General features: G+C 39.2%; 19 protein-coding genes, 1 tRNA gene and 1 pseudogene. 18 read left to right on the top strand and 3 right to left on the bottom strand.

The window, feature by feature from the left end; all coding sequences use genetic code 11:
• Positions 1-38: 38 nt before the first annotated feature.
• The 3 genes from SK642_RS05675 to SK642_RS05665 all read left to right on the top strand — a co-directional run bounded on the left by SK642_RS05675 (position 39) and on the right by SK642_RS05665 (position 1,821).
• Positions 39-398, top strand: coding sequence for a YbaN family protein (locus SK642_RS05675; protein WP_033683781.1), 360 nt, complete (start codon positions 39-41; stop codon positions 396-398).
• 90 nt (positions 399-488) lie between these two features.
• Positions 489-1,121 (top strand): copper homeostasis protein CutC, encoded by a 633-nt coding sequence (locus tag SK642_RS05670; RefSeq protein WP_033683780.1) that lies wholly within the window; start codon positions 489-491, stop codon positions 1,119-1,121.
• Positions 1,122-1,164: 43 nt separating this feature from the next.
• Positions 1,165-1,821, top strand: a complete 657-nt coding sequence (locus SK642_RS05665) for an MmcQ/YjbR family DNA-binding protein (RefSeq protein ID WP_033683778.1) — start codon at positions 1,165-1,167, stop codon at positions 1,819-1,821.
• 207 nt (positions 1,822-2,028) lie between these two features.
• Here SK642_RS05665 and SK642_RS05660 read toward each other — a convergent pair whose 3' ends face one another.
• Complete coding sequence (locus SK642_RS05660) at positions 2,029-3,762, bottom strand: IS1634 family transposase (RefSeq protein WP_033683777.1); 1,734 nt, start codon at positions 3,760-3,762, stop codon at positions 2,029-2,031.
• A gap of 414 nt (positions 3,763-4,176) precedes the next feature.
• On the opposite strand from SK642_RS05660, the gene SK642_RS05655 reads away from it, so the two are divergent.
• The 10 genes from SK642_RS05655 to smc all read left to right on the top strand — a co-directional run bounded on the left by SK642_RS05655 (position 4,177) and on the right by smc (position 15,679).
• Positions 4,177-5,739, top strand: a complete 1,563-nt coding sequence (locus tag SK642_RS05655) for a 2-isopropylmalate synthase (protein WP_033683775.1) — start codon at positions 4,177-4,179, stop codon at positions 5,737-5,739.
• 11 nt (positions 5,740-5,750) lie between these two features.
• Entirely contained in the window at positions 5,751-6,788 is a 1,038-nt protein-coding gene (gene leuB, locus SK642_RS05650; RefSeq protein WP_033683774.1) for a 3-isopropylmalate dehydrogenase, read from the top strand.
• A complete protein-coding gene (locus SK642_RS05645; protein WP_033683772.1) occupies positions 6,785-7,054 on the top strand; it encodes a DUF1294 domain-containing protein in 270 nt (89 codons plus the stop codon). Before leuB ends, SK642_RS05645 begins: the two co-directional genes overlap by 4 nt.
• Positions 7,055-7,057: 3 nt before the next feature.
• Positions 7,058-8,440, top strand: a complete 1,383-nt coding sequence (gene leuC, locus SK642_RS05640; RefSeq protein ID WP_033683770.1) for a 3-isopropylmalate dehydratase large subunit — start codon at positions 7,058-7,060, stop codon at positions 8,438-8,440.
• 9 nt (positions 8,441-8,449) lie between these two features.
• Entirely contained in the window at positions 8,450-9,043 is a 594-nt protein-coding gene (leuD, locus tag SK642_RS05635) for a 3-isopropylmalate dehydratase small subunit (protein ID WP_033683769.1), read from the top strand.
• Between the two features lie 25 nt (positions 9,044-9,068).
• The gene (locus SK642_RS05630) at positions 9,069-9,848 is read left to right on the top strand and encodes an L-threonylcarbamoyladenylate synthase (RefSeq protein ID WP_000160498.1); all 780 of its coding nucleotides are present in this window, start codon (positions 9,069-9,071) and stop codon (positions 9,846-9,848) included.
• A gap of 200 nt (positions 9,849-10,048) precedes the next feature.
• Positions 10,049-11,035, top strand: a complete 987-nt coding sequence (locus tag SK642_RS05625) for a GMP reductase (RefSeq protein WP_000931177.1) — start codon at positions 10,049-10,051, stop codon at positions 11,033-11,035.
• Between the two features lie 66 nt (positions 11,036-11,101).
• Positions 11,102-11,173 (top strand) — tRNA-Arg (locus tag SK642_RS05620).
• A gap of 277 nt (positions 11,174-11,450) precedes the next feature.
• Positions 11,451-12,149, top strand: coding sequence for a ribonuclease III (gene rnc, locus SK642_RS05615; protein WP_000661480.1), 699 nt, complete (start codon positions 11,451-11,453; stop codon positions 12,147-12,149).
• Complete coding sequence (smc, locus tag SK642_RS05610) at positions 12,140-15,679, top strand: chromosome segregation protein SMC (protein ID WP_033683768.1); 3,540 nt, start codon at positions 12,140-12,142, stop codon at positions 15,677-15,679. Before rnc ends, smc begins: the two co-directional genes overlap by 10 nt.
• 193 nt (positions 15,680-15,872) lie before the next feature.
• Here smc and SK642_RS05605 read toward each other — a convergent pair whose 3' ends face one another.
• Positions 15,873-16,724: a helix-turn-helix domain-containing protein gene (locus SK642_RS05605; RefSeq protein ID WP_033683766.1), complete on the bottom strand. Its 852-nt coding sequence runs from the start codon at positions 16,722-16,724 to the stop codon at positions 15,873-15,875.
• 408 nt (positions 16,725-17,132) lie between these two features.
• On the opposite strand from SK642_RS05605, the gene SK642_RS05600 reads away from it, so the two are divergent.
• The 4 genes and pseudogenes from SK642_RS05600 to tnpA all read left to right on the top strand — a co-directional run.
• Positions 17,133-17,837, top strand: a complete 705-nt coding sequence (locus SK642_RS05600) for an ATP-binding cassette domain-containing protein (protein WP_033683765.1) — start codon at positions 17,133-17,135, stop codon at positions 17,835-17,837.
• Positions 17,838-18,847: 1,010 nt separating this feature from the next.
• On the top strand, positions 18,848-18,979 hold the full coding sequence (locus tag SK642_RS10535; protein WP_265182542.1) for a thiocillin family RiPP: 132 nt from the start codon (positions 18,848-18,850) through the stop codon (positions 18,977-18,979).
• Positions 18,980-19,062: 83 nt separating this feature from the next.
• Positions 19,063-19,218, top strand: coding sequence for a thiocillin family RiPP (locus SK642_RS05585; protein WP_200872273.1), 156 nt, complete (start codon positions 19,063-19,065; stop codon positions 19,216-19,218).
• 571 nt (positions 19,219-19,789) lie between these two features.
• A pseudogene (gene tnpA / locus SK642_RS05580) lies at positions 19,790-20,239 on the top strand (IS200/IS605 family transposase); the annotation flags it as partial.
• Between the two features lie 2 nt (positions 20,240-20,241).
• On the opposite strand, the gene SK642_RS10930 reads toward tnpA, so the two are convergent.
• A complete protein-coding gene (locus SK642_RS10930; RefSeq protein WP_235230858.1) occupies positions 20,242-20,466 on the bottom strand; it encodes a hypothetical protein in 225 nt (74 codons plus the stop codon).
• On the opposite strand from SK642_RS10930, the gene SK642_RS05575 reads away from it, so the two are divergent.
• Positions 20,427-21,953 (top strand): IS1182 family transposase, encoded by a 1,527-nt coding sequence (locus tag SK642_RS05575; protein ID WP_033683759.1) that lies wholly within the window; start codon positions 20,427-20,429, stop codon positions 21,951-21,953. The genes SK642_RS10930 and SK642_RS05575 overlap by 40 nt on opposite strands.
• Positions 21,954-22,127 lie beyond the last annotated feature (174 nt).

The following is a 22,127-nucleotide window of genomic DNA, read 5'->3' as shown; positions in this document are numbered from 1 at the left end:
GCGAAACTAGAAGAAGATTATTTTAATTAGGAGTAGTTATGCGTATTATTTATCTTATTATTGGTTTTTTATCACTAGCCTTGGCTATTGTTGGGGTTGTTTTACCCTTGTTGCCTACAACACCTTTTCTTTTACTGTCTATTGCCTGTTTCTCAAGAAGTTCCAAGCGTTTCGAAGATTGGCTTTATCATACCAAGCTCTATCAGAGCTATGTAGCTGATTTTCGAGAAACAAAGTCTATTGCGCGTGAACGAAAGAAAAAAATCATCGTATCTATCTACATCTTGATGGGAATTTCCATTTATTTTGCTCCTCTCTTACCTGTCAAAATTGGTCTAGGAGCCTTGACCATCTTTATCACTTATTATCTCTTCAAGGTCATTCCGGACAAAGAATAAAAAATAGTAACTATTTTCCTTGATATAAATGAAAGCATATTCACAATAATATGATATAATAAATTCAAAGTAATCTTCAAGGAGAATCAAATGATTTACGAATTTTGTGCTGAAAATGTGACCTTGCTTGAAAAAGCGATGGAGGTTGGAGCTCGTCGAATCGAACTCTGTGATAATCTAGCAGTTGGTGGGACAACGCCCAGCTATGGAGTGACCAAGGCAGCTGTTGAACTGGCAGCTAACTACGATACGACCATTATGACCATGATTCGTCCACGTGGTGGCGACTTTGACTATAATGACCTAGAAATTGATATCATGCTAGAAGACATTCGGTTGACTGCTCAGGCTGGAAGTCAAGGAGTTGTATTTGGAGCCTTAACTGCTGATAAGAAGTTGGATAAGGATAATCTAGAGAAGTTAATTGCTGCATCAAAAGGAATGGAAATTGTCTTCCACATGGCCTTTGATGAATTGAGCGATGAAGATCAACTGGAAGCTATTGACTGGCTCAGCCAAGCTGGAGTAACTCGTATCTTAACTCGTGCTGGTGTGTCTGACGATTCCTTAGAAAAACGTTTTGCTCACTATCACAGAATTTTGGAGCACGCTAAAGGTAAGATTGAAATTCTACCAGGTGGGGGGATTGACCTTGACAACCGTCAAACCTTTATCGACCAGCTGGGTGTAACACAATTGCATGGTACTAAGGTTGTCTTTTAAAAAATAGAAAGGAACTGCTAGCTTTGGGTAGCAGTTTTCACTTATGTTTGAAATTTTTAAATCCTATCAGTTTAATCAAGAAAAGGCTCATGCTTTTGGTTTTGTAGAAAATAGGGGAGTCTGGACCTATAGTTACCAGATTTTGCAGGGTGATTTTGTCATGACTGTGTCCATCACTACTGATAATGTGAGTTTTCAGGTCTTTGATCAGGAAATGGGTGACTTCTATCCTCAAGTTCATATGGAAAGTATGACAGGAAGTTTTGTTGCAAGTGTCCGTGAGGCTTGTCTGGAGATTCTCTACCAGATTCGGAAGGCTTGTTTTGATGTACAGGATTTTATCTGTCCTCAGACTAAGCGTATCATGGCTCAGATTCAGGAAAAGTATGGTAATCAGTTGGAGTATTTGTGGGAGAAATCGCCTGATTCAGCAGTGTTAAGACATGAAGGCAATAAAAAATGGTATGCTGTTTTGATGAGAATCTCTTGGGATAAATTGGAAAAGGGCAGAGAAGGTCTAGTCGAAGCAGTCAACCTCAAACACGACCAAGTAGCTGATTTGCTTTTAAAAAAGGGCATTTATCCAGCCTTTCATATGAACAAACGTTACTGGATTAGTGTGACTTTTGATGATACTTTGTCAGATGAAGAAGTACTGAAATTGATAGAAATAAGTTGGAACTTAACCTTTAAAAAATGAAACCTTTCAAGTATTTTCAAGAACTTTCAATTAGCTAAATATTCTTTACTGAAGAAATTTTCAGAAAATATTGGATTTTTTCTTGACAAGTGCTTTTGCCTATGCTAAAATCCCATCTTTAACAGTTTTTTGAAAACAAAGAGCCCCTAAATGCTGCTATAACAGCTTTTCGGAGCTCTTTTTCTCTTTTAAAAAAATGCGTACTTTTTATCGAGATTTGGTTTTTTTAAAAATTTTTTTCATATTTTTTTCGCTTATAATCTCAAAATCAGTTTGGAAGCCAAATGCTTGGTGGAGTTGATCCGTGATAGTTGTTCTGGTGTAAGTTGGAAGATATCCTACTCCATAAAGATGTTTGAACTTATAATTGCGTAAGGTTTGGATGAGTTCTGAACAGGTGACTGTTTCTCCTATTTGTTTTTCCAAGAGACGATAAATCATTAGTGCTAGGAAACAAATAGTGAAATGTGCTTGAATCCTATCTGAACGGCTGAGATAAACTGGTCTGGCTCGTAGTTCCTGCTTCATGATACGAAAACTCTCTTCAATTTTCCACCGCCTTTGATTGATGGCTACAATTGTCTGAATATCTTCATCTAGATTAGTAGCTACAGCGTAAAGACCGTCATATTGAGCCTCTTCCTGAATTCGTTCCTCATCAAGAGTTAGAATCCTTTTCTCGGCGATTTCCCCCTCCTTAGTAGTACTTGTTTCTTTCAGAAATCTCTTAAAATCGGTTTGTCTCTTCTTGGTAGCTTGGCTGGGCTTGCCCAGTAACTTACTAGCCCGTTCAATCTGTTTCTCTCGTATCGTTCGATGATAGTCTTGATATTTAGTAGAAAAGGTCACAATCAAGCGTTGATTTGGTAAGTCTTCATCATAAAAAGGAGATTCTTTAAAGAAAAGTTGTTTTTTTAATTCCTCCCTGTGTTCTAGCTCATCCAGATTGTAAAAGATAGGATTCTTATCCCCAACCATTCGCCAACCACTTTTATCCAAAGCCCAATCTCTGTATTCTTTCTTTAACTTCTTGATAGATTGAGTTGTGACATAGGAACGTTCTCCAAAAGAATTGTACACCTTATTGGCTTTTGATGAGAGTCCAGCATCTGTACAGACTACAAATTTTGAAGCCTTGTAATCCTTGACAATCTTTCTTTCTAATGGTTTAAGAGTTGTTTGTTCATTTGTATTTCCAGGGTGGATACAGAAAGCTAGGGGAATTCCTTGTTTGTCCATAAAGAGTCCCATCTCCACAATTGGATTTGGGCGATGTTCTTTAGATGGGCCGTATTGTCTCAGAAGCCCCTCCTCATCTTCATCTTCAATTTCAAAATAGAAGTTAGTACAGTCATAGTAGAGGACTTCTGTCTGTCGTTGAGTCATCTTTTTTGAAGTTTGATAGGTTTGTTCTTGTATAAACTCTGTTTCATTAGAAATAACTTCAAGAGCCCGATAAAAATGTTGGAGTTCAAATTCTTTAGGTTCGAGTAATGTTTTTGAAAATTCTAGGGTAGATCGTTTTGAAGCAGGAGCTAGAATCCGTCCATAAATCAAGCGAGATAGGATCTCATCTAGAGAGAAATTAAAACGATGTCGTTTTTGGATTTCTTTGTTAATTCTAGGCAGATCTAATTGATGATAGAGGTCTTGTAGGAAGAGATAGCCTCCATGATATTCGTTCAATTGATTTTGTTTTAACTGTTTGTTTTGACTAAAGGTAATGAGGAAATCTTTATTTTCTTCTTTTTCTTTCTCGGTTAATTCCTTAGCACGTAAACGAGCCCACTCAAGAGGTTCCATATCAGGATGTTCTTTTAAGATTGTGTTATGATTGCCTAGGTTTTCTATGATAGTAGAAGTCCGTTTATTTCCAACCTTGATATCTTTAATAATAGCGTAGTTGATAGTGTTTTTTGACTTTGATTGTTTAACTCTCATCTTTTCATACCTCACTCCATTATAACAAAGTACGCAAATAAAAAGTGGTAAAATTTGACAAGAAAATGCTCTTATATCAACCTTTATGAGGATTTTTTTACTTCATAACTGTCAAAGTCCCGAGCTTTCAATTAGCTAAATATTCTTTACTGAAGAAATTTTCAGAAAATATTGGATTTTTTCTTGACAAGTGCTTGTGCCTATGCTAAAATACTAAACAAGATATCAAACGAAGGAGAAAGTCAAACATGAAAACAGCTAAGTTTAATCAATTTACTTTGTTGTTGAGGTACTCGGGCTAGTGCAAAAAGCATTAGTCCTGTTTGGCTTACCAAGCGGGAGTAAATCAACATCTCGCTTGGGTTTCTGAGCGAGATGTTTTTTTAAAACCACATTTGGAAAAGGGGAAATCTTATGAGAAGAGTTGAATTTCTAGATACCAGCCTTCGGGATGGAGAGCAGACACCTGGTGTTAACTTCTCAATCAAGGAAAAAATTGCCATTGCAAGGCAACTGGAGAAATGGGGCATTTCAGCCATCGAGGCTGGTTTTCCAGCGGCGAGTCCTGATTCATTCACGGCAGTTCAGGAGATTGCTAAGGTCTTGAAGAAAACAGCAGTGACTGGTTTGGCCCGTTCTGTCAGGTCTGATATTGATGCTTGTTACGAGGCCCTCAAGGACGCCAAGTATCCACAGGTTCACGTTTTTATCGCTACCAGTCCGATTCACCGCAAGTATAAGCTCAATAAGAGCAAGGAAGAGATTTTGGAAGCTATTAAGGAGCATGTCTCTTATGCACGTTCTAAGTTTGAAGTGGTCGAATTCTCTCCAGAGGATGCGACTAGAACAGAGTTGGATTTCCTCTTGCAAGTTGTTCAAACAGCGGTTGATGCAGGGGCGTCTTATATCAATATCCCTGATACGGTTGGATTTACCACGCCAGAAGAGTACGGAGCTATCTTCAAATACTTGATTGAGAATGTTAAGACAGATCGTCAGATTATATATTCGCCTCACTGTCACGATGACCTCGGAATGGCAGTGGCAAATAGCCTTGCTGCTGTCAAGAATGGAGCAGGACGTGTTGAAGGAACCATCAACGGTATTGGTGAGCGAGCTGGAAATGCTGCCCTTGAAGAAATTGCAGTGGCCCTCAATATTCGCCAAGATTACTATCAAGCAGAAACAAGTATTGTCCTAAATGAAACAATAAATACGTCAGAAATGGTTTCTCGCTTCTCAGGTATTCCGGTTCCTAAAAACAAGGCTGTGGTTGGTGGTAATGCCTTTTCTCACGAATCTGGTATTCACCAAGACGGAGTCCTTAAAAATCCTCTTACTTATGAGATTATCACCCCTGAATTGGTTGGTGTTAAGAGCAATAGCCTTCCTCTTGGAAAATTGTCAGGTCGCCATGCCTTTGTTGAAAAACTAAGAGAATTGGCCCTAGACTTTTCAGAAGAGGATATCAAACCACTCTTTGCCAAGTTCAAGGCGCTGGCAGACAAGAAACAAGAAATCACAGATGCAGATATTCGTGCTCTGGTAGCTGGAACCATGGTTGAAAACCCAGAAGGTTTCCACTTTGATGATTTACAACTTCAAACTCATGCAGATAATGACATTGAAGCACTCGTTAGCCTAGCCAATATGGATGGTGAGAAAGTTGAATTTAATGCGACAGGTCAAGGTTCCGTTGAAGCGATCTTTAACGCTATCGACAAGTTCTTTAACCAATCCGTCCGCTTGGTGTCCTATACTATTGACGCGGTAACGGATGGAATTGATGCCCAGGCTCGGGTCTTGGTCACTGTTGAAAACAGAGATACAGAAACCATCTTTAACGCAGCAGGTCTTGATTTCGATGTGTTGAAGGCTTCGGCTATTGCTTACATCAATGCTAATACCTTTGTTCAAAAAGAGAATGCAGGTGAGATGGGACGCAGTGTTTCCTACCGCGATATGCCTAGTGTGTAAAGGAGGATGCTATGACAAAGAAAATAGTAGCTCTAGCAGGGGATGGAATCGGCCCAGAAATCATGGAGGCTGGTTTAGATGTTCTGGAAGCCCTAGCTAAAAAAACAGGCTTTGTCTATGAAATAGACAGACGACCTTTTGGAGGTGCAGGTATTGATGCAGCAGGCCATCCCTTACCTGATGATACTCTTAAGGCTTGTAGAGAAGCAGATGCCATTCTCCTAGCGGCTATTGGGAGTCCCCAGTATGATGGGGCAGCGGTTCGGCCTGAACAAGGACTGCTGGCTCTCCGTAAGGAACTCAATCTTTATGCCAATATTCGCCCCGTAAAAATCTTTGACAGTCTCAAGCATTTGTCACCACTCAAACCAGAACGAATTGCTGGTGTAGACTTTGTCGTGGTGCGTGAGTTGACAGGCGGGATTTACTTTGGGGACCATATCCTTGGAGAGCAAAAAGCACGTGATATCAATGACTATAGCTATGAAGAAGTAGAGCGGATTATTCGTAAGGCATTTGAAATCGCAAGAAGTCGGAGAAAAATCGTTACTAGTATCGATAAGCAAAATGTTCTAGCGACCTCAAAACTCTGGCGCAGAGTAGCTGAGGAAGTCGCGCAGGATTTTCCAGATGTAACCTTGGAGCACCAGCTAGTCGACTCAGCTGCCATGCTTATGATTACCAATCCTGCCAAGTTCGATGTCATCGTGACGGAGAATCTTTTTGGAGATATCTTATCTGATGAATCAAGTGTCCTATCTGGCACACTTGGAGTCATGCCATCAGCCAGTCACTCTGAAAAGGGTCCAAGTCTCTATGAACCCATTCATGGTTCGGCACCCGATATTGCAGGTCAAGGAATTGCCAATCCTATTTCCATGATTTTGTCTGTTGCTATGATGCTTAGAGACAGTTTTGGTCGTTATGAGGATGCAGAGCGTATCGAACGTGCAGTAGAAGCCAGTTTGGCAGCTGGCATTTTAACGAGAGATATAGGTGGACAGGCTTCGACCAAGGAAATGACGGAAGCTATTATTGCAAGGTTATGAAGTTAGACGAAAAAATTACTCTAGTCCTTTTGATTTGGAATGTCATAATTTTCTTGATTTATGGCATTGACAAATCTAAGGCAAGGAGAAGAGTTTGGCGCATCCCAGAGAAAATCTTACTCATTTTAGCCTTTACTTGTGGTGGTTTTGGAGCTTGGTTAGCAGGAATCACCTTTCACCACAAGACTCGAAAATGGTACTTTAAAACGGTTTGGTTTCTTGGGATGGTGACAACACTAGGAGCCTTATATTTTATTTGGAGGTAATAGATGGCAGGAAAATCGATTTTTGATAAATTATGGGACCGTCATGTCATCACAGGAGAAGAGGGGCAACCCCAACTCATGTATGTGGACCAGCACTATATTCACGAAGTGACCAGTCCTCAGGCTTTTCAAGGATTACGAGATGCAGGTCGTAGATTGAGACGACCAGACTTGACATTTGGAACCTTTGACCACAATGTCCCAACAGTCAATATCTATGATATTCGAGATGTGATTTCCAAGGCTCAAATTGATAAGCTAGCTGAAAATGTTGAGGAATTTGGGATTGAACATGCGGCCCACGGTTCTGAAAAACAAGGGATCGTACACATGGTTGGTCCAGAAACAGGACGGACCCAACCAGGGAAATTCATCGTCTGTGGAGACAGCCACACAGCTACTCACGGAGCTTTTGGAGCCATCGCCTTTGGAATTGGGACCAGTGAGGTCGAACATGTCTTTGCTACCCAGACCCTCTGGCAGGTTAAACCCAAGAAAATGCTGGTAGAATTCACTGGTGTTCCTCAAAAAGGAGTTTATTCCAAGGACTTCATTTTAGCCTTGATTGCCAAGTACGGCGTTGCCTGTGGTGTCGGCTACGTGGTGGAATATCGAGGTCAAGCTATTGATGCACTGAGCATGGAAGAGCGAATGACCATCTGCAATATGTCCATCGAGTTTGGATCCAAGATGGGAATCATGAATCCGGACCAAACCACCTATGATTATCTTAAGGGACGTGAGTGTATTCCAGAGGACTTCGAAGAGGCTGTGGCGGATTGGAAAACCCTTGTCAGTGATGATGATGCCGTTTACGATAAGGTTATCCAGATGGATGTCTCAGACTTGGCTCCAATGGTGACCTGGGGAACCAATCCTGCTATGGGGGTTGACTTTGACAGTAGTTTCCCAGAAATTAAGGATATGAACGATGAACGAGCCTACAATTACATGAACTTGGAGCCTGGTCAAAAGCCAGCTGATATTGAACTAGGCTATATCTTTATCGGTTCTTGTACCAATGCTCGTCTCAGCGACTTGCAACTGGCTGCGCGATTTGTCAAAGGAAAGAAAATTGCTCCCAACTTAACGGCTATCGTAGTTCCGGGCTCTCGTCCTGTCAAACGAGCTGCTGAGAAGTTGGGCTTGGACAAGGTCTTTCTGGATGCTGGTTTTGAGTGGAGAGACCCAGGTTGTTCTATGTGTCTAGGAATGAATCCGGACAAGGTTCCTGATGGTGTCCACTGCGCTTCAACAAGCAACCGCAACTTTGAAGATAGACAGGGATTTGGGGCTAAGACCCATCTCTGCAGTCCAGCCATGGCAGCAGCAGCAGCTATCGCAGGGCGTTTCGTAGATGTTCGGCAAATGCCAGAAGCCCAGTAAGGAGAGGATATGGAGAAATTTACAGTTTATACAGGAACGACCGTTCCTCTCATGAATGATAACATCGACACCGACCAAATCCTACCCAAGCAGTTTCTCAAGTTAATTGATAAAAAAGGCTTTGGTAAGTACCTCATGTATGCTTGGCGTTATTTGGATGACAAGTATACTGAGGATCCAGACTTTGTCTTTAACAGACCTGAATACCGTAAAGCAACTATCCTCATATCAGGGGATAACTTTGGGGCAGGTTCTTCGAGAGAACACGCAGCTTGGGCACTAGCAGACTACGGTTTTAAGGTTGTGATTGCAGGATCTTTTGGGGACATTCATTACAATAATGAACTTAATAATGGTATGTTACCTATTGTTCAGGCTAGAGAGGTTAGAGAGAAACTAGCACAGCTAAAACCAAGTGACCAGGTAACTGTGGACTTGGAACAACAAAAAATCATCTCACCAGTTGGAGAATTCACTTTCGAAATCGATAGTGAATGGAAACACAAGCTCTTAAATGGTTTGGATGATATCGGAATTACCCTGCAGTATGAAGACTTGATTGCTGCCTATGAAAAACAACGACCAGCCTACTGGCAGGATTAGAAAAAATAGAAAAGGAAATAGAACTATGACAAAACACATTCAATGGAACGGAACACTTTCACAAGAAGGCTATGACATTTTAAAAGGTGAGGGCGGTTGTATCGTTTGCCCTACTAAAGTTGGTTACATTATCATGACTAGCGACAAGGCAGGACTTGAACGTAAGTTCGCAGCCAAAGAACGTAACCGTAACAAACCAGGTGTTGTTCTCTGCGGTAGTATGGACGAGCTTCGCGCTTTAGCACAACTCAACCCAGAAATTGAAGCCTTCTACCAAAAACACTGGGACGAAGATATTCTCCTCGGTTGTATCCTTCCTTGGAAACCAGAAGCCTTTGAAAAACTCAAAGCTTATGGGGATGGCCGTGAAGAACTTATGACTGACGTTCGTGGTACTAGCTGTTTCGTTATCAAATTTGGGAAAGCTGGTGAACAATTGGCTGCCAAACTTTGGGAAGAAGGCAAAATGGTCTATGCCTCATCAGCTAACCCATCTGGAAAAGGAAACCGTGGTAAGGTAGAAGGTATCGGAGAACGTATCGAAGGAGCAGTGGATCTTGTCATCGAGGCAGACGACTATGTGGCATCCATCCAACCGGACAAAACGATTGAAACTCGCTACGAGCAAGGTGTGATGGTCTCTATGGTCGATAAAGACGGCAAACTCATCCCAGAACAAGGAGGAGCACGCTCAACTTCACCAGCTCCAGTTGTAATCAGAAAAGGACTGGACATTGATAAAATCATGATGCACCTGTCAGACACCTTTAACTCATGGGACTACCGTCAGGGTGAGTATTATTAGGATAGAGAAGAAGTGGGGAGAAGATAATCTCTCCTTTTTCTTTTGTTATTTATACAATAAAATCCGAACTATATTTTTTAATTTATAACGTTATTTGACAAAAACTGTACTTTAGTTTATAATAAATTAAGGAAACGTCGGAAAAGACGTAGTGATGCGAGAGCATAGGTAGGTCATTACAAAAGAAACGAGACATCGATATGTTAAATGAATTTCCAATTTTTGATTACGAAGATATTCAATTGATCCCAAATAAATGTGTCATTAAAAGCCGTGCAGAAGCAGATACAAGTGTCACTTTAGGAAATCACACCTTTAAACTACCTGTTGTACCAGCTAATATGCAGACGATTTTGGATGAAAATGTAGCAGAGCAACTAGCTAAAGGGGGTTACTTCTACATTATGCACCGTTTTGATGAGGCAGGACGTATTCCTTTTATTAAGCGTATGCATGAGCAAGGGCTTATTGCTTCTATCTCTGTCGGTGTTAAGGACTATGAGTATGATTTCGTTAGCCAGCTCAAGTCTGATGCTCCAGAATACATCACGATTGACATTGCCCATGGTCATGCGGATAGTGTGATTTCTATGATTCAACACATCAAGAAAGAGTTGCCAGATACTTTTGTTATTGCTGGAAATGTAGGAACACCAGAAGCAGTTCGGGAGTTGGAAAATGCGGGTGCGGATGCGACTAAGGTCGGAATCGGTCCTGGTAAGGTTTGTATCACCAAGGTTAAGACTGGTTTTGGTACAGGTGGTTGGCAGTTGGCTGCTCTACGCTGGTGTGCCAAGGCTGCCCGTAAACCGATTATCGCTGATGGAGGAATTCGTACTCACGGTGATATTGCCAAGTCTATCCGTTTTGGTGCCAGCATGGTCATGATTGGTTCCCTCTTTGCAGGACATATCGAAAGCCCAGGAAAAACGATTGAAGTCGATGGCGAACAGTTCAAAGAATACTACGGTTCAGCTTCACAATATCAAAAAGGTGCTTACAAAAATGTGGAGGGTAAACGCATTTTGCTTCCTGCTAAAGGTCATTTGCAAGATACACTTACTGAGATGGAACAAGACCTTCAAAGTGCTATTTCTTATGCAGGTGGACGTCAGGTTGCTGATCTTAAACACGTTGATTATGTTATCGTGAAAAACTCCATCTGGAATGGGGATGCGTCCCACTAAGACGGCCTACCTCACTAGAAAAAAACTTGTTATTAGAGCAAATTTTTGTTATAATAAAACAAGTTTCCACCCTTAGTGTAATGGATATCACGTAAGATTCCGGTTCTTGAGATGGGGGTTCGATTCCCTCAGGGTGGATGTAAAAACCCTAAGAAAGCCTTTATTAGGGTTTTTTTCTTTACACTGCTTTAAATTTGTCCGTAATACTCAATGAAAATCAAAGAGTAAACTAGGAAGCTAGCCGTAGACAGTACTTGAGTACGTTAAGGCGAAGCTGATGTGGTTTGAAGAAGTATAAAACTGAAAAACTCTGTCTAAAGAATGCCCAAATATCCTCCAGTCCCGTTTTAAAGTGACTCAGGGGGCTTTTTTTGATATAATAAAAAGGACTGTTATCAGTTAGAAAGAGGTTGGTATGAAAGAATTACAAACTGTACTTAAAAACCATTTTGCAATCGAATTTGCAGACAAAAAGTTACTGGAGACTGCCTTTACTCATACGAGTTATGCTAATGAGCACCGCCTCTTAAAAATTTCACACAACGAACGCTTGGAATTTTTAGGAGACGCTGTTCTACAGTTATTGATTTCAGAATATCTGTATAAAAAATATCCTAAAAAACCTGAGGGTGACTTGTCTAAACTCCGTGCCATGATTGTCCGCGAGGAGAGTTTGGCTGGTTTTGCGCGTGATTGCCAGTTTGACCAGTTTATTAAGCTTGGTAAGGGGGAAGAAAAATCTGGTGGGCGCAATCGTGACACCATTCTTGGTGATGCCTTTGAAGCCTTTCTCGGTGCCCTTCTTTTGGATAAGGATGTGGCCAAGGTCAAGGAATTTATTTATCAGGTTATGATTCCTAAGGTTGAAGCAGGCGAGTTTGAGATGATTACAGACTACAAAACCCATCTCCAAGAGTTACTTCAGGTCAATGGGGATGTGGCTATTCGTTATCAGGTGATTTCTGAAACGGGTCCTGCCCACGATAAGGTTTTTGATGTAGAAGTTCTTGTTGAAGGTAAGAGCATTGGTCAAGGTCAAGGTCGTTCTAAGAAATTAGCAGAGCAGGAAGCTGCCAAAAATGCCGTTGAGAAAGGGCTGGATTCATGTATTTAAAGGAAATCGAAATTCAGGGATTCAAGTCTTTTGCTGATAAGACCAAGGTCGTCTTTGACCAAGGTGTGACGGCAGTCGTTGGACCCAATGGTTCTGGAAAGTCGAATATTACAGAAAGTCTGCGTTGGGCCTTGGGAGAGTCTAGTGTCAAGAGTCTCCGTGGGGGCAAGATGCCGGATGTTATTTTTGCTGGAACTGAAAGTCGCAAACCGCTCAATTATGCTTCTGTAGTTGTGACTCTGGATAATAATGACGGATTTATCAAGGATGCAGGCCAAGAAATTAGGGTGGAACGCCATATCTATCGTAGTGGAGATAGCGAATACAAGATTGACGGCAAGAAAGTGCGTCTGCGTGATATTCATGACCTCTTCTTGGATACTGGATTGGGACGAGATTCCTTCTCCATTATTTCCCAAGGGAAGGTTGAGGAGATTTTTAATTCCAAGCCTGAAGAACGCCGAGCTATTTTTGAAGAAGCTGCTGGAGTTTTAAAATACAAGACTCGCAGAAAAGAAACTGAGAGCAAACTACAACAAACTCAGGATAATCTAGACCGCTTAGAGGACATTATCTACGAGTTGGATAATCAAATCAAGCCTCTTGAGAAGCAAGCTGAAAATGCCCGTAAGTTTCTAGATTTGGAAGGTCAACGCAAGGCTATTTATTTAGACGTTTTAGTTGCTCAAATCAAGGAAAATAAGGCTGAACTAGAGTTGACAGAAGAAGAGTTAGCACAGGTTCAGGAACTCTTGACGAGCTACTACCAAAAGCGTGAAAAATTAGAAGAAGAAAATCAAACTCTTAAAAAGCAACGTCAAGATTTACAGGCTGAAATGGCCAAAGACCAAGGCAGTTTGATGGACTTGACCAGTCTGATTAGTGATTTAGAGAGAAAATTAGCCCTATCGAAATTAGAATCTGAGCAAGTAGCCCTCAATCAACAGGAAGCACAAGCCCGTTTGGCTGCTTTGGAGGATAAGAGAAATTCTCTCAGCAAAGAAAAATCTGATAAGGAAAGCTCTTTAGCTCTGTTAGAGGAAAATCTAGTCCAAAATAATCAAAAACTCAATCGTTTAGAAGCTGAATTACTAGCTTTTTCAGATGATCCTGATCAGATGATTGAGCTTCTACGTGAACGCTTTGTAACCCTTTTACAAGAAGAAGCAGATGTCTCAAACCAGTTGACCCGTATTGAGAATGAGTTGGAAAATAGTCGTCAGCTTTCTCAAAAACAAGCAGATCAACTAGAAAAGCTGAAAGAGCAACTAGCTACAGCTAAAGAGAAGGCTGGTCAGCAAAAAGAAGAGCTTGAAACTGCCAAGGAGCAAGTTCAGAAATTACTGGCCGACTACCAAGTCTGTGCCAAAGAGCAAGAGGAGCAGAAAGTTTCCTATCAGGTTCAACAAAGTCAACTCTTTGACCGTCTGGATAGTCTCAAAAACAAGCAGGCTAGAGCCCAAAGTTTGGAAAATATTTTGAGAAATCATAGCAACTTTTATGCAGGTGTCAAGAGTGTCCTCCAAGAAAAAGATCGTCTAGGTGGGATTATTGGGGCAGTTAGTGAACACCTGACCTTTGATGTGCATTATCAAACTGCTCTAGAGATTGCGCTTGGAGCGAGTAGCCAGCATATTATCGTAGAAGATGAACATGCGGCAACCAAGGCGATTGATTTCCTCAAACGGAACAGATCTGGTCGTGCGACCTTCCTTCCGTTGACAACGATCAAGGCGCGTACGATTTCTAGTCAGAACCAAGATGCTATCGCTGCAAGCCCAGGTTTCCTTGGGATGGCAGATGAGCTGGTTACTTTTGATACTAGACTGGAAGCTATTTTCAAGAATTTGCTAGCTACGACGGCTATTTTTGATACTGTAGAAAATGCGCGTGTAGCAGCGCGCCAGGTTCGTTATCAGGTTCGCATGGTAACCCTTGATGGGACAGAGTTACGTACAGGTGGTTCCTATGCGGGTGGAGCTAATCGCCAGAATAACAGTATTTTTATCAAGCCAGAACTGGAGCAATTACAAAAAGAAATTGCTGAAGAAGAAGCAAGCTTGCGTTCTGAAGAAGCGAGTTTGAAGACCTTGCAAGATGAGATAGCTAGATTGACCGAATCATTAGAAGCTATTAAATCTCAGGGAGAGCAGGCTCGTATCCAGGAGCAAGGCTTATCGCTTGCTTATCAGCAGACCAGTCAGCAAGTTGAAGAACTGGAAACTCTTTGGAAACTCCAAGAAGAGGAATTAAATCGTCTTTCTGAGGGAGATTGGCAAGCGGATAAGGAAAAATGCCAAGAACGCCTTACTAAAATCGCCAGCGATAAGCAAAATTTGGAAGCTGAGATTGAAGAGATTAAGTCTAACAAAAACGCCATCCAAGAACGCTATCAAAACTTGCAGGAAGAGCTAGCGCAAGCACGCCTGCTTAAGACAGAACTGCAAGGACAAAAACGTTATGAAGTGGCTGATATTGAGCGTTTAGGCAAGGAATTGGACAATTTAGATATCGAACAAGAGGAAATCCAGCGCCTTCTTCAAGAAAAGGTTGATAATCTTGAAAAGGTTGATACGGAGCTTCTAGCCCAGCAGGCTGAAGAATCCAAAACTCAGAAAACAAACCTCCAGCAAGGTTTGATTCGCAAGCAGTTTGAATTGGATGATATAGAAGGTCAGCTGGATGATATTGCTAGTCATTTGGAACAGGCTCGCCAGCAGAATGAAGAGTGGATTCGCAAGCAAACACGTGCTGAAGCCAAGAAAGAAAAGGTCAGCGAGCGCTTGCGCCATTTACAAAGTCAATTAACAGACCAGTACCAGATTAGCTATACTGAAGCTTTAGAAAAGTCTCATGAGTTGGAAAATCTCAATCTGGCAGAGCAAGAGGTTAAGGATTTGGAGAAGGCTATTCGCTCACTGGGTCCTGTCAACTTGGAAGCTATTGAACAGTATGACGAAGTATACAACCGTCTGGATTTCCTAAATAGCCAGCGAGATGATATTTTGTCAGCGAAAAACCTGCTTCTTGAAACCATCACAGAGATGAATGATGAGGTTAAGGAACGCTTTAAATCAACCTTTGAGGCTATTCGTGAGTCCTTTAAAGTGACTTTCAAGCAGATGTTTGGTGGAGGTCAGGCTGACCTGATCTTGACTGAGGGAGACTTACTGACAGCTGGGGTTGAAATTTCTGTCCAACCGCCAGGCAAGAAAATCCAGTCTCTCAACCTCATGAGTGGTGGGGAGAAAGCCTTATCGGCTCTAGCCTTGCTTTTCTCTATCATTCGAGTTAAGACTATCCCATTTGTTATCTTGGATGAGGTAGAGGCTGCGCTGGACGAAGCCAATGTCAAACGTTTTGGGGATTACCTCAACCGCTTTGACAAGGACAGCCAGTTTATCGTCGTAACCCACCGTAAGGGAACCATGGCAGCGGCTGATTCCATCTATGGAGTGACCATGCAAGAATCAGGTGTTTCAAAAATTGTTTCGGTGAAGTTAAAAGATTTGGAAAGTATTGAAGGATGACAATTAAACTAGTAGCAACAGAAATCGGAATAAGTAAATTGATACAATAGCATATAAAGAAAGCCTTGAAATTTAGCTGATTTCAGGGCTTTTTAACTGTCTATTGCTATCAGGGTAAAATCATTAGAGATGTTGTGAGTCTATGGAGACACCCTTGATTTGTAAAATGTTAAATGGTAGAGAATCATTTCATCTATTCTTTGTTTACCAGTTTATCGAAATGTCTAGTATAGTGTAATTTTAACTTGTCTTCTCCTAAAATATCAAGCACTTGTATGGCCTGTTTCATTTTTTCAATTCCGCTATCTGAATGACATTTAAATTCAAAGTAACCAGTTGCATAGAGAAAAACTGTCTGTTCATAAAAGTTTAATTCATTATCTAATAATGCTTTTATTTCGGTGATTAGACAAGTACAGTTTGAAAATTCTTCCTTATCTACGCTCAGAATTAGACAATTGATGGCCAATTGAGTGACAATTCGCTTATTTGTTTTATTCAATGAAGAGTAGATGTAATTGTTCAACATTTCCTTTGTTAATAGGAAGTAGGAGTTGTAGTTTATTGTTCGTACACAGTTACCTAATAAAGTGATTTCATAGTAACCCCATTTTTCAACTTTGAAGAGATAATCTGTCAATTGAAGTAATTCTTTATTTGATGGAATAATGCTGGAATCCATTGTATGTAGAATGGATTTTATCATTGTTTTCTCGAAAGAATTTAAAGTGTAATGTGATGAGTCAGAAAGTAGAGCGGCTATATTATTGATGTTTTGTGATGAATATTGCTTACGAATATATTGAACCAAATTAGCGAATAATTCAGTATTAGTATAATCTTCATCATGTAAAACAAGAAACTCATCTAAAGTAATGTGTAATTTGTCTAAAATATTGATAAGTCGAATACAAGATATCTCTGATTCCCCACGTTCGAATCTAGATATTTGAGATTTTGAAAGATGTTCATCTGCTACAGAGCATAGACTAATTTGTTTTCCTTTACGAACTTTTCTAAGTGTGATGCCAAGTTTTGATTTCATAATTTCCCATTTTCCCAACAAAAATTAAATCCGTTTTTATTTATTATACAATAAATAAAAACGGAAAGGAAGTCCGAGTATAAAGAAAATTTCAAAATTTTTGACGATTTTGGTTTTTGAAAGTTCTATAATGAAGTTAGCCACCCAGCACTCCTAAAAATTAGATGGTCCCACTAGCTTATAGCTAGTACTCGATTTCATTTGATAAGAGGCTTGAAGCTGTTGTCAAATGAAAGCTAATTATAGGCATAAGAAAACACCTCTGTGTTATACTTGTTGTTCACCACAAACACAAGAAAGGCACAGAGATGCAAGACAATTATACTTGTTGAATTTTATGGTCTGACTAAGAATTCTTTGAATACCCAAATGCCAGTTTTCGCGTTTGCAGTAGAATAGGAGATAAAAATGGAAAAATTAGTTATATCTAATGTTGTTAAAACATACAAAGACACAGTTGCTTTAAGGGATGTGAATCTAGAATTGGAAAAAGGTAAGAGGTATTTTTTACTTGGAAAAAACGGATCAGGAAAATCTACTTTAATTGATTGTATCGCAGGGCATATAAGCTATACGGGCAGCATTACTTATAATAAAAAGGTTCAATTTTATAGAGAAATAGCTTATCAACCTCAGCATTTTAATATACTAGAAAATTTAAAAGTGTCAGAAGTAATCAATTTTTTTAAATCTTCGGTCTCGTCGTATCGATTTGATCAGGAGCTCTATAATTTTCTTGAGATTGCTAATATTTTAAGGAAAAAGGTGAAATCTTTATCAGGTGGACAGCGTAAATCCCTATCAATATTCATTTCATTAGTAATGAATAAGAAAATTGTAATTTTGGATGAACCATTTTCAGAGTTGGATTTTGAAAAGAAAAAAGAACTCAATCAGTACTTATCCCAAAATTATCTTGATAAATTATTCATTGTTATTAGTCATGAATTAGAGGATATGCAGTTATTCACGAGTGATTTGATAATTTTAGATAATGGTAATGTCAAATGTTGTGGAGACTATAATAATCTGTTCTCTAACTATAAAGTAAATACCATAGAAGACTTATATTTGGCAGTTACTGGGAAGACAATATATGAAAAGAGGATTTAAATATTGAAAAAAATATTACGGATGATTAAGTTTAGTTTTTTAGAAAATATGAGAAATTATGGAATCATTATCAGTTCAATTATTCCATCTACTGTATTTTTAATTATTGGTCTAGCAATTAAAAATATATTAAATAACACAGATATTATAAGTTTGTTACTCTATGGGCAATTTTTACCTATGAGTTTGATGCTACTCGTTTTATCATTCTCTTTCACTTTAAACATTAGTAGTTTTACAGAAAAAAGACAAACAAATTTTTTTAATTTTTATCACATACTGATGTTAGTAATCTAGAATTTTATATTGGTACTTTTGTAGCTATGCTCTTGTTGTTTAATGTATTCCAATTACCTCTTTTACTTTTGTTCTTATCAATAGTGAAAAATATGTATACTCACATTATCCATCTTAGTATTGCTTCAAATATTATTTTTATAGTGATGTATCCATTAGGAATATTAATTTCCTTATTTATTAAGAGTATGTCTAAAGTTAATGCAATCATGACACCTGTAAATTTGATATTGATGTTTTCAATCTCAATGCCAACTTTATTCGCTAGTTTATTAGGAAAGGAAGTTACGATATTTTATAAGTATCTTTTTTGGAATCCTCTGATAATTTTGAATGATTTTATTTTATTCGAAATGAATATAAGCGAAAAAATGTGGTTATCCAAAGAACTCTCTCTCTTTTTATTGTTTATCTTGTTTTTTGTATTCACTTTAGCGGTTTATTGTTTGGAAAAAAGAAGAATTCAGGAAATTTGAAAATATCCCCTATTAAAAAATAACTTATCTTACGATATAAATGTTCCCCGGTACTAGTAGGTTAAATTTTATTTTAACCTGCTAGTACCGGGGGGATTAAAAATACGTGAATTGTAATTGAGAGCGGTGATAATCTTATACAACAGTTAATGTATTTTTAAATTATAAAGAGAGGAGAAATAGAATAATGGAACATATTCTTGAAGAAATAAATCCATTTATTACTGAAGAACTTTTTTGGAAGAACAGTTAGAAATGGATAATATGGCTGGAACATGGGGTTCTGCTTCAACATTTTCCTCTGCATCGACTTTTGGAGGTTGTGTAGCTACTGCTTCAAGCGGAGGCAGTGCATCGTCCTTCGGTTAGTTTGCATAATTTATCATAGAAAAAGGGTATTGAAAATGGAAAATATTTATAACACTACTATATCTACTATTAATCTCAGTGTTATGGAAGATGTTTATATAGAAGAGCAATTTGATGAAGCAGAGTTAGCAGGTTTCACTACTGCGGGTTCATTTGCGACTGGAGGTAGCTTTGCATGTGCTGGTAGTTGTGGTAGCTCTATATCATCTGCTTCTTCACTATCTAGTGCAGGTGGCTAATCTATTATGAAAAAACATTTAGAACTCTAACGAGTGGGTTTGGTAATTCAGATGATGTTATTCGACTAAGGCTTGATATAACTTCCTCTAAAGGGTTTATAAAAAAGGGGGTTGAAGTAAAAGCTATTGTTGATGATCAAACTGGAGAAGTTAGATTATTTGTGGATCCAGACAGGATTAGGTAGCAATAACTAAATAAATATATCCCCCTGGTTTGGCTACTTGAAAGTATTGCTTTGGTTTCTCTAATTATTTAATAGCTTTATTAAATAATTTTGTTGTTAAACTGTAAATTCAACTTTGAGGCTGGGCAAAAACTCAACTTCAGGAGAAAATGAAGTAAATCTTTCCACAGTAAAATGCATAGTATCAAGGTTTTTAACACTTGATATTATGCGTTTTTTTGATTATGTGACTGTTAGTCCGTCTCGCTTCGTTAGGTGCGAGACAAAAAACCACCCGCTATGCGGGTGCGCGTCGAAGGTTATACCCAAAAAACTCCAAACGCGATACAATAAAGGTGTTCAATCCAATTGTAAAGCGAAAGGAGAAAAATATGGCATAAAAGGCACATAGTTTATCGCACACAAAGTGGCATTGTAAGTATCACATTGTGTTCACCCCTAAGTATAGACGAAAAGTAATCTATAATCAATATCGAAGTAGTTTAGGAGAAATATTTCATCGCTTGTGTGGTTATAAAGGAGTTGAAATTATCGAGGGTTACTTAATTCCAGACCATGTACATATGTTAGTAAGTATTCCACCAAGGATAAGTGTTTCAAGTTTCATGGGTTATTTAAAAGGTAAAAGTGCACTCATGATGTTTGACAAACACGCCAATTTCAAGTACAAGTTTGGGAATCGGCATTTTGGGGCGGAAGGTTATTATGTGAGTACGGTTGAACTCAATGAAGCCACAATTAAGAAATATATTCAAGAACAGGAAAAGCATGATATAGCACTAGATAAATTAAGTGTAAAAGAATATGAGGATCCCTTTAGGGATAGTGGTAAGTAATATTAAAGCCTCTTTGAGAGGGCAAGTGACGAGTCAAGAGCAATAAGGCTTGAACAACGTGAAAGAGACTGGGACAATAGTCTCTTTTCTCCAAAAAAAGCAACGGATTTGCCGTTGCTTTTTTGCATGGTTGCGATAGTCTTGGTAAAATAGAATTGCTTAATAAACCATTTAGAAAGGCTATCCCATGCATATTCACTATAACACAAATCAAACAACTTTACCACTAGAAATCAGTTCCTTCTTGCCACAAGACCATCTTGTCTTTACTATTGAAAAAGTGGTAAATACCTTGAAGGATAGTCACTTCCACGCCTTCTATCATGCCTTTGGTCGCCCGTCTTATCACCCTAAAATGCTTATATCTACTCTTCTATTTGCCTATTCACAAGGGATTTTCTCTGGACGAAAAATTGAAAAAATGATGATTGAAAATCTGGCTATGCAGTACCTAACAGGACAGTTGGTTGTCAGCTACCGCACTATCAATCGTTTTCGTGTAGCTGAAGGGGTGGAAGAACTCATTCGTAATCTTTTCATCAACCTCAATCTTCGTTTAAAAATGGAAGAGTTAGTGACCTTAGATTGCTTGTTTATTGACGGGACTAAGATTGAAGCCAATGCCAACAAGTATAGTTTCGTGTGGAAGAAAGCGACAGAGAAATTCTCCGCCAAACTTCAAGAACAGATACAGGTCTATTTTCAAGAAGAAATCACTCCCCTTATCCATCAAGCTATTAAGCTGGATGAAGAAGAATCAATTTCTTCAGAGCAGTTGCTTGAATTCGCTCAAGTTCTTGAAGAAGAATTGGAAAAACTGAACCAGGACATTGAGGAGACACCCGTTAAAGGAAAGGATGAACGTAAAACCCAGCGTCGTAAACTCAAGAAAGTCTTGCGTAAAGTCAAGGATGATTTTTCAGTACGTGCTGAAAAATATGAGAGCTATCAGGAGACATTTGAAGGGCGTAACAGTTTTTCTAAAACCGATACAGATGCCACTTTTATGCGGATGAAAGAAGACCATATGAAAAATGGCCAACTCAAGGCTGCTTATAATCTTCAAATTGCTACTGAAAACCAATTTGTTCTTCACTATGATATCTTCTCAAATCCGACAGACACCAAGACTCTTCTGCCATTTCTTGAAACCTATCCACATGATGTACAGACAGTTGTTGCAGATGCTGGATATGGAAGTGAAGAGAACCTCCTTCGTTTAGATGAAAAGCAGGTAAACCATCTGATTAAATATGCCATGTTTGATAAGGAACAAAAGAGAGGGTATAAACAGTCAGCTAAAAACTTAGCGAATTGGCACTATAATGACAAGGAGGATAGCTACACACATCCTAATGGTTGGTGCTATCGTTTTCACCATATCAAACATCAGAAAACACAGACGGACTTTCAACAGGAAATCAAGGTTTACTACGCAGATGAACCTGAATCAGCTCCTCAAAAGGGACTGTATATAAACGAACGCTATCAAAACTTGAAAGATAAAGAATGTCAGGCGCTTTTATCTCCCCAAGGTAGACAGATTTTCGCTCAACGCAAGATTGATGTGGAACCTGTCTTTGGGCAGATAAAGGCTTGTTTGGGGTACAAGAGATGTAATCTGAGGGGCAAGCGTCAAGTGAGAATTGACATGGGATTGGTACTTATGGCCAATAACCTCCTAAAATACAATAAGAGAACGACTCAAAATTAAAAAGCTAGAGTTCCGCTATTGGAAATCTCTAGCTTTTTTGTGGCTGAGAACTATTTTGTCCCAGACTCTGGTAATTTGGGCTTATAGCCCTGGTTCAAACCACCCGTTAGACGGGTGGTCATGATTTTTATTGGATTAATTTCAACTTTTATTGGCGGTGGAAGTTAGTTTGGG

This window comes from Streptococcus mitis, from assembly GCF_000722705.1.
GTDB classification, from domain to species: domain Bacteria; phylum Bacillota; class Bacilli; order Lactobacillales; family Streptococcaceae; genus Streptococcus; species Streptococcus mitis_P.
This window is presented reverse-complemented; position numbering and strand designations above follow the sequence as displayed.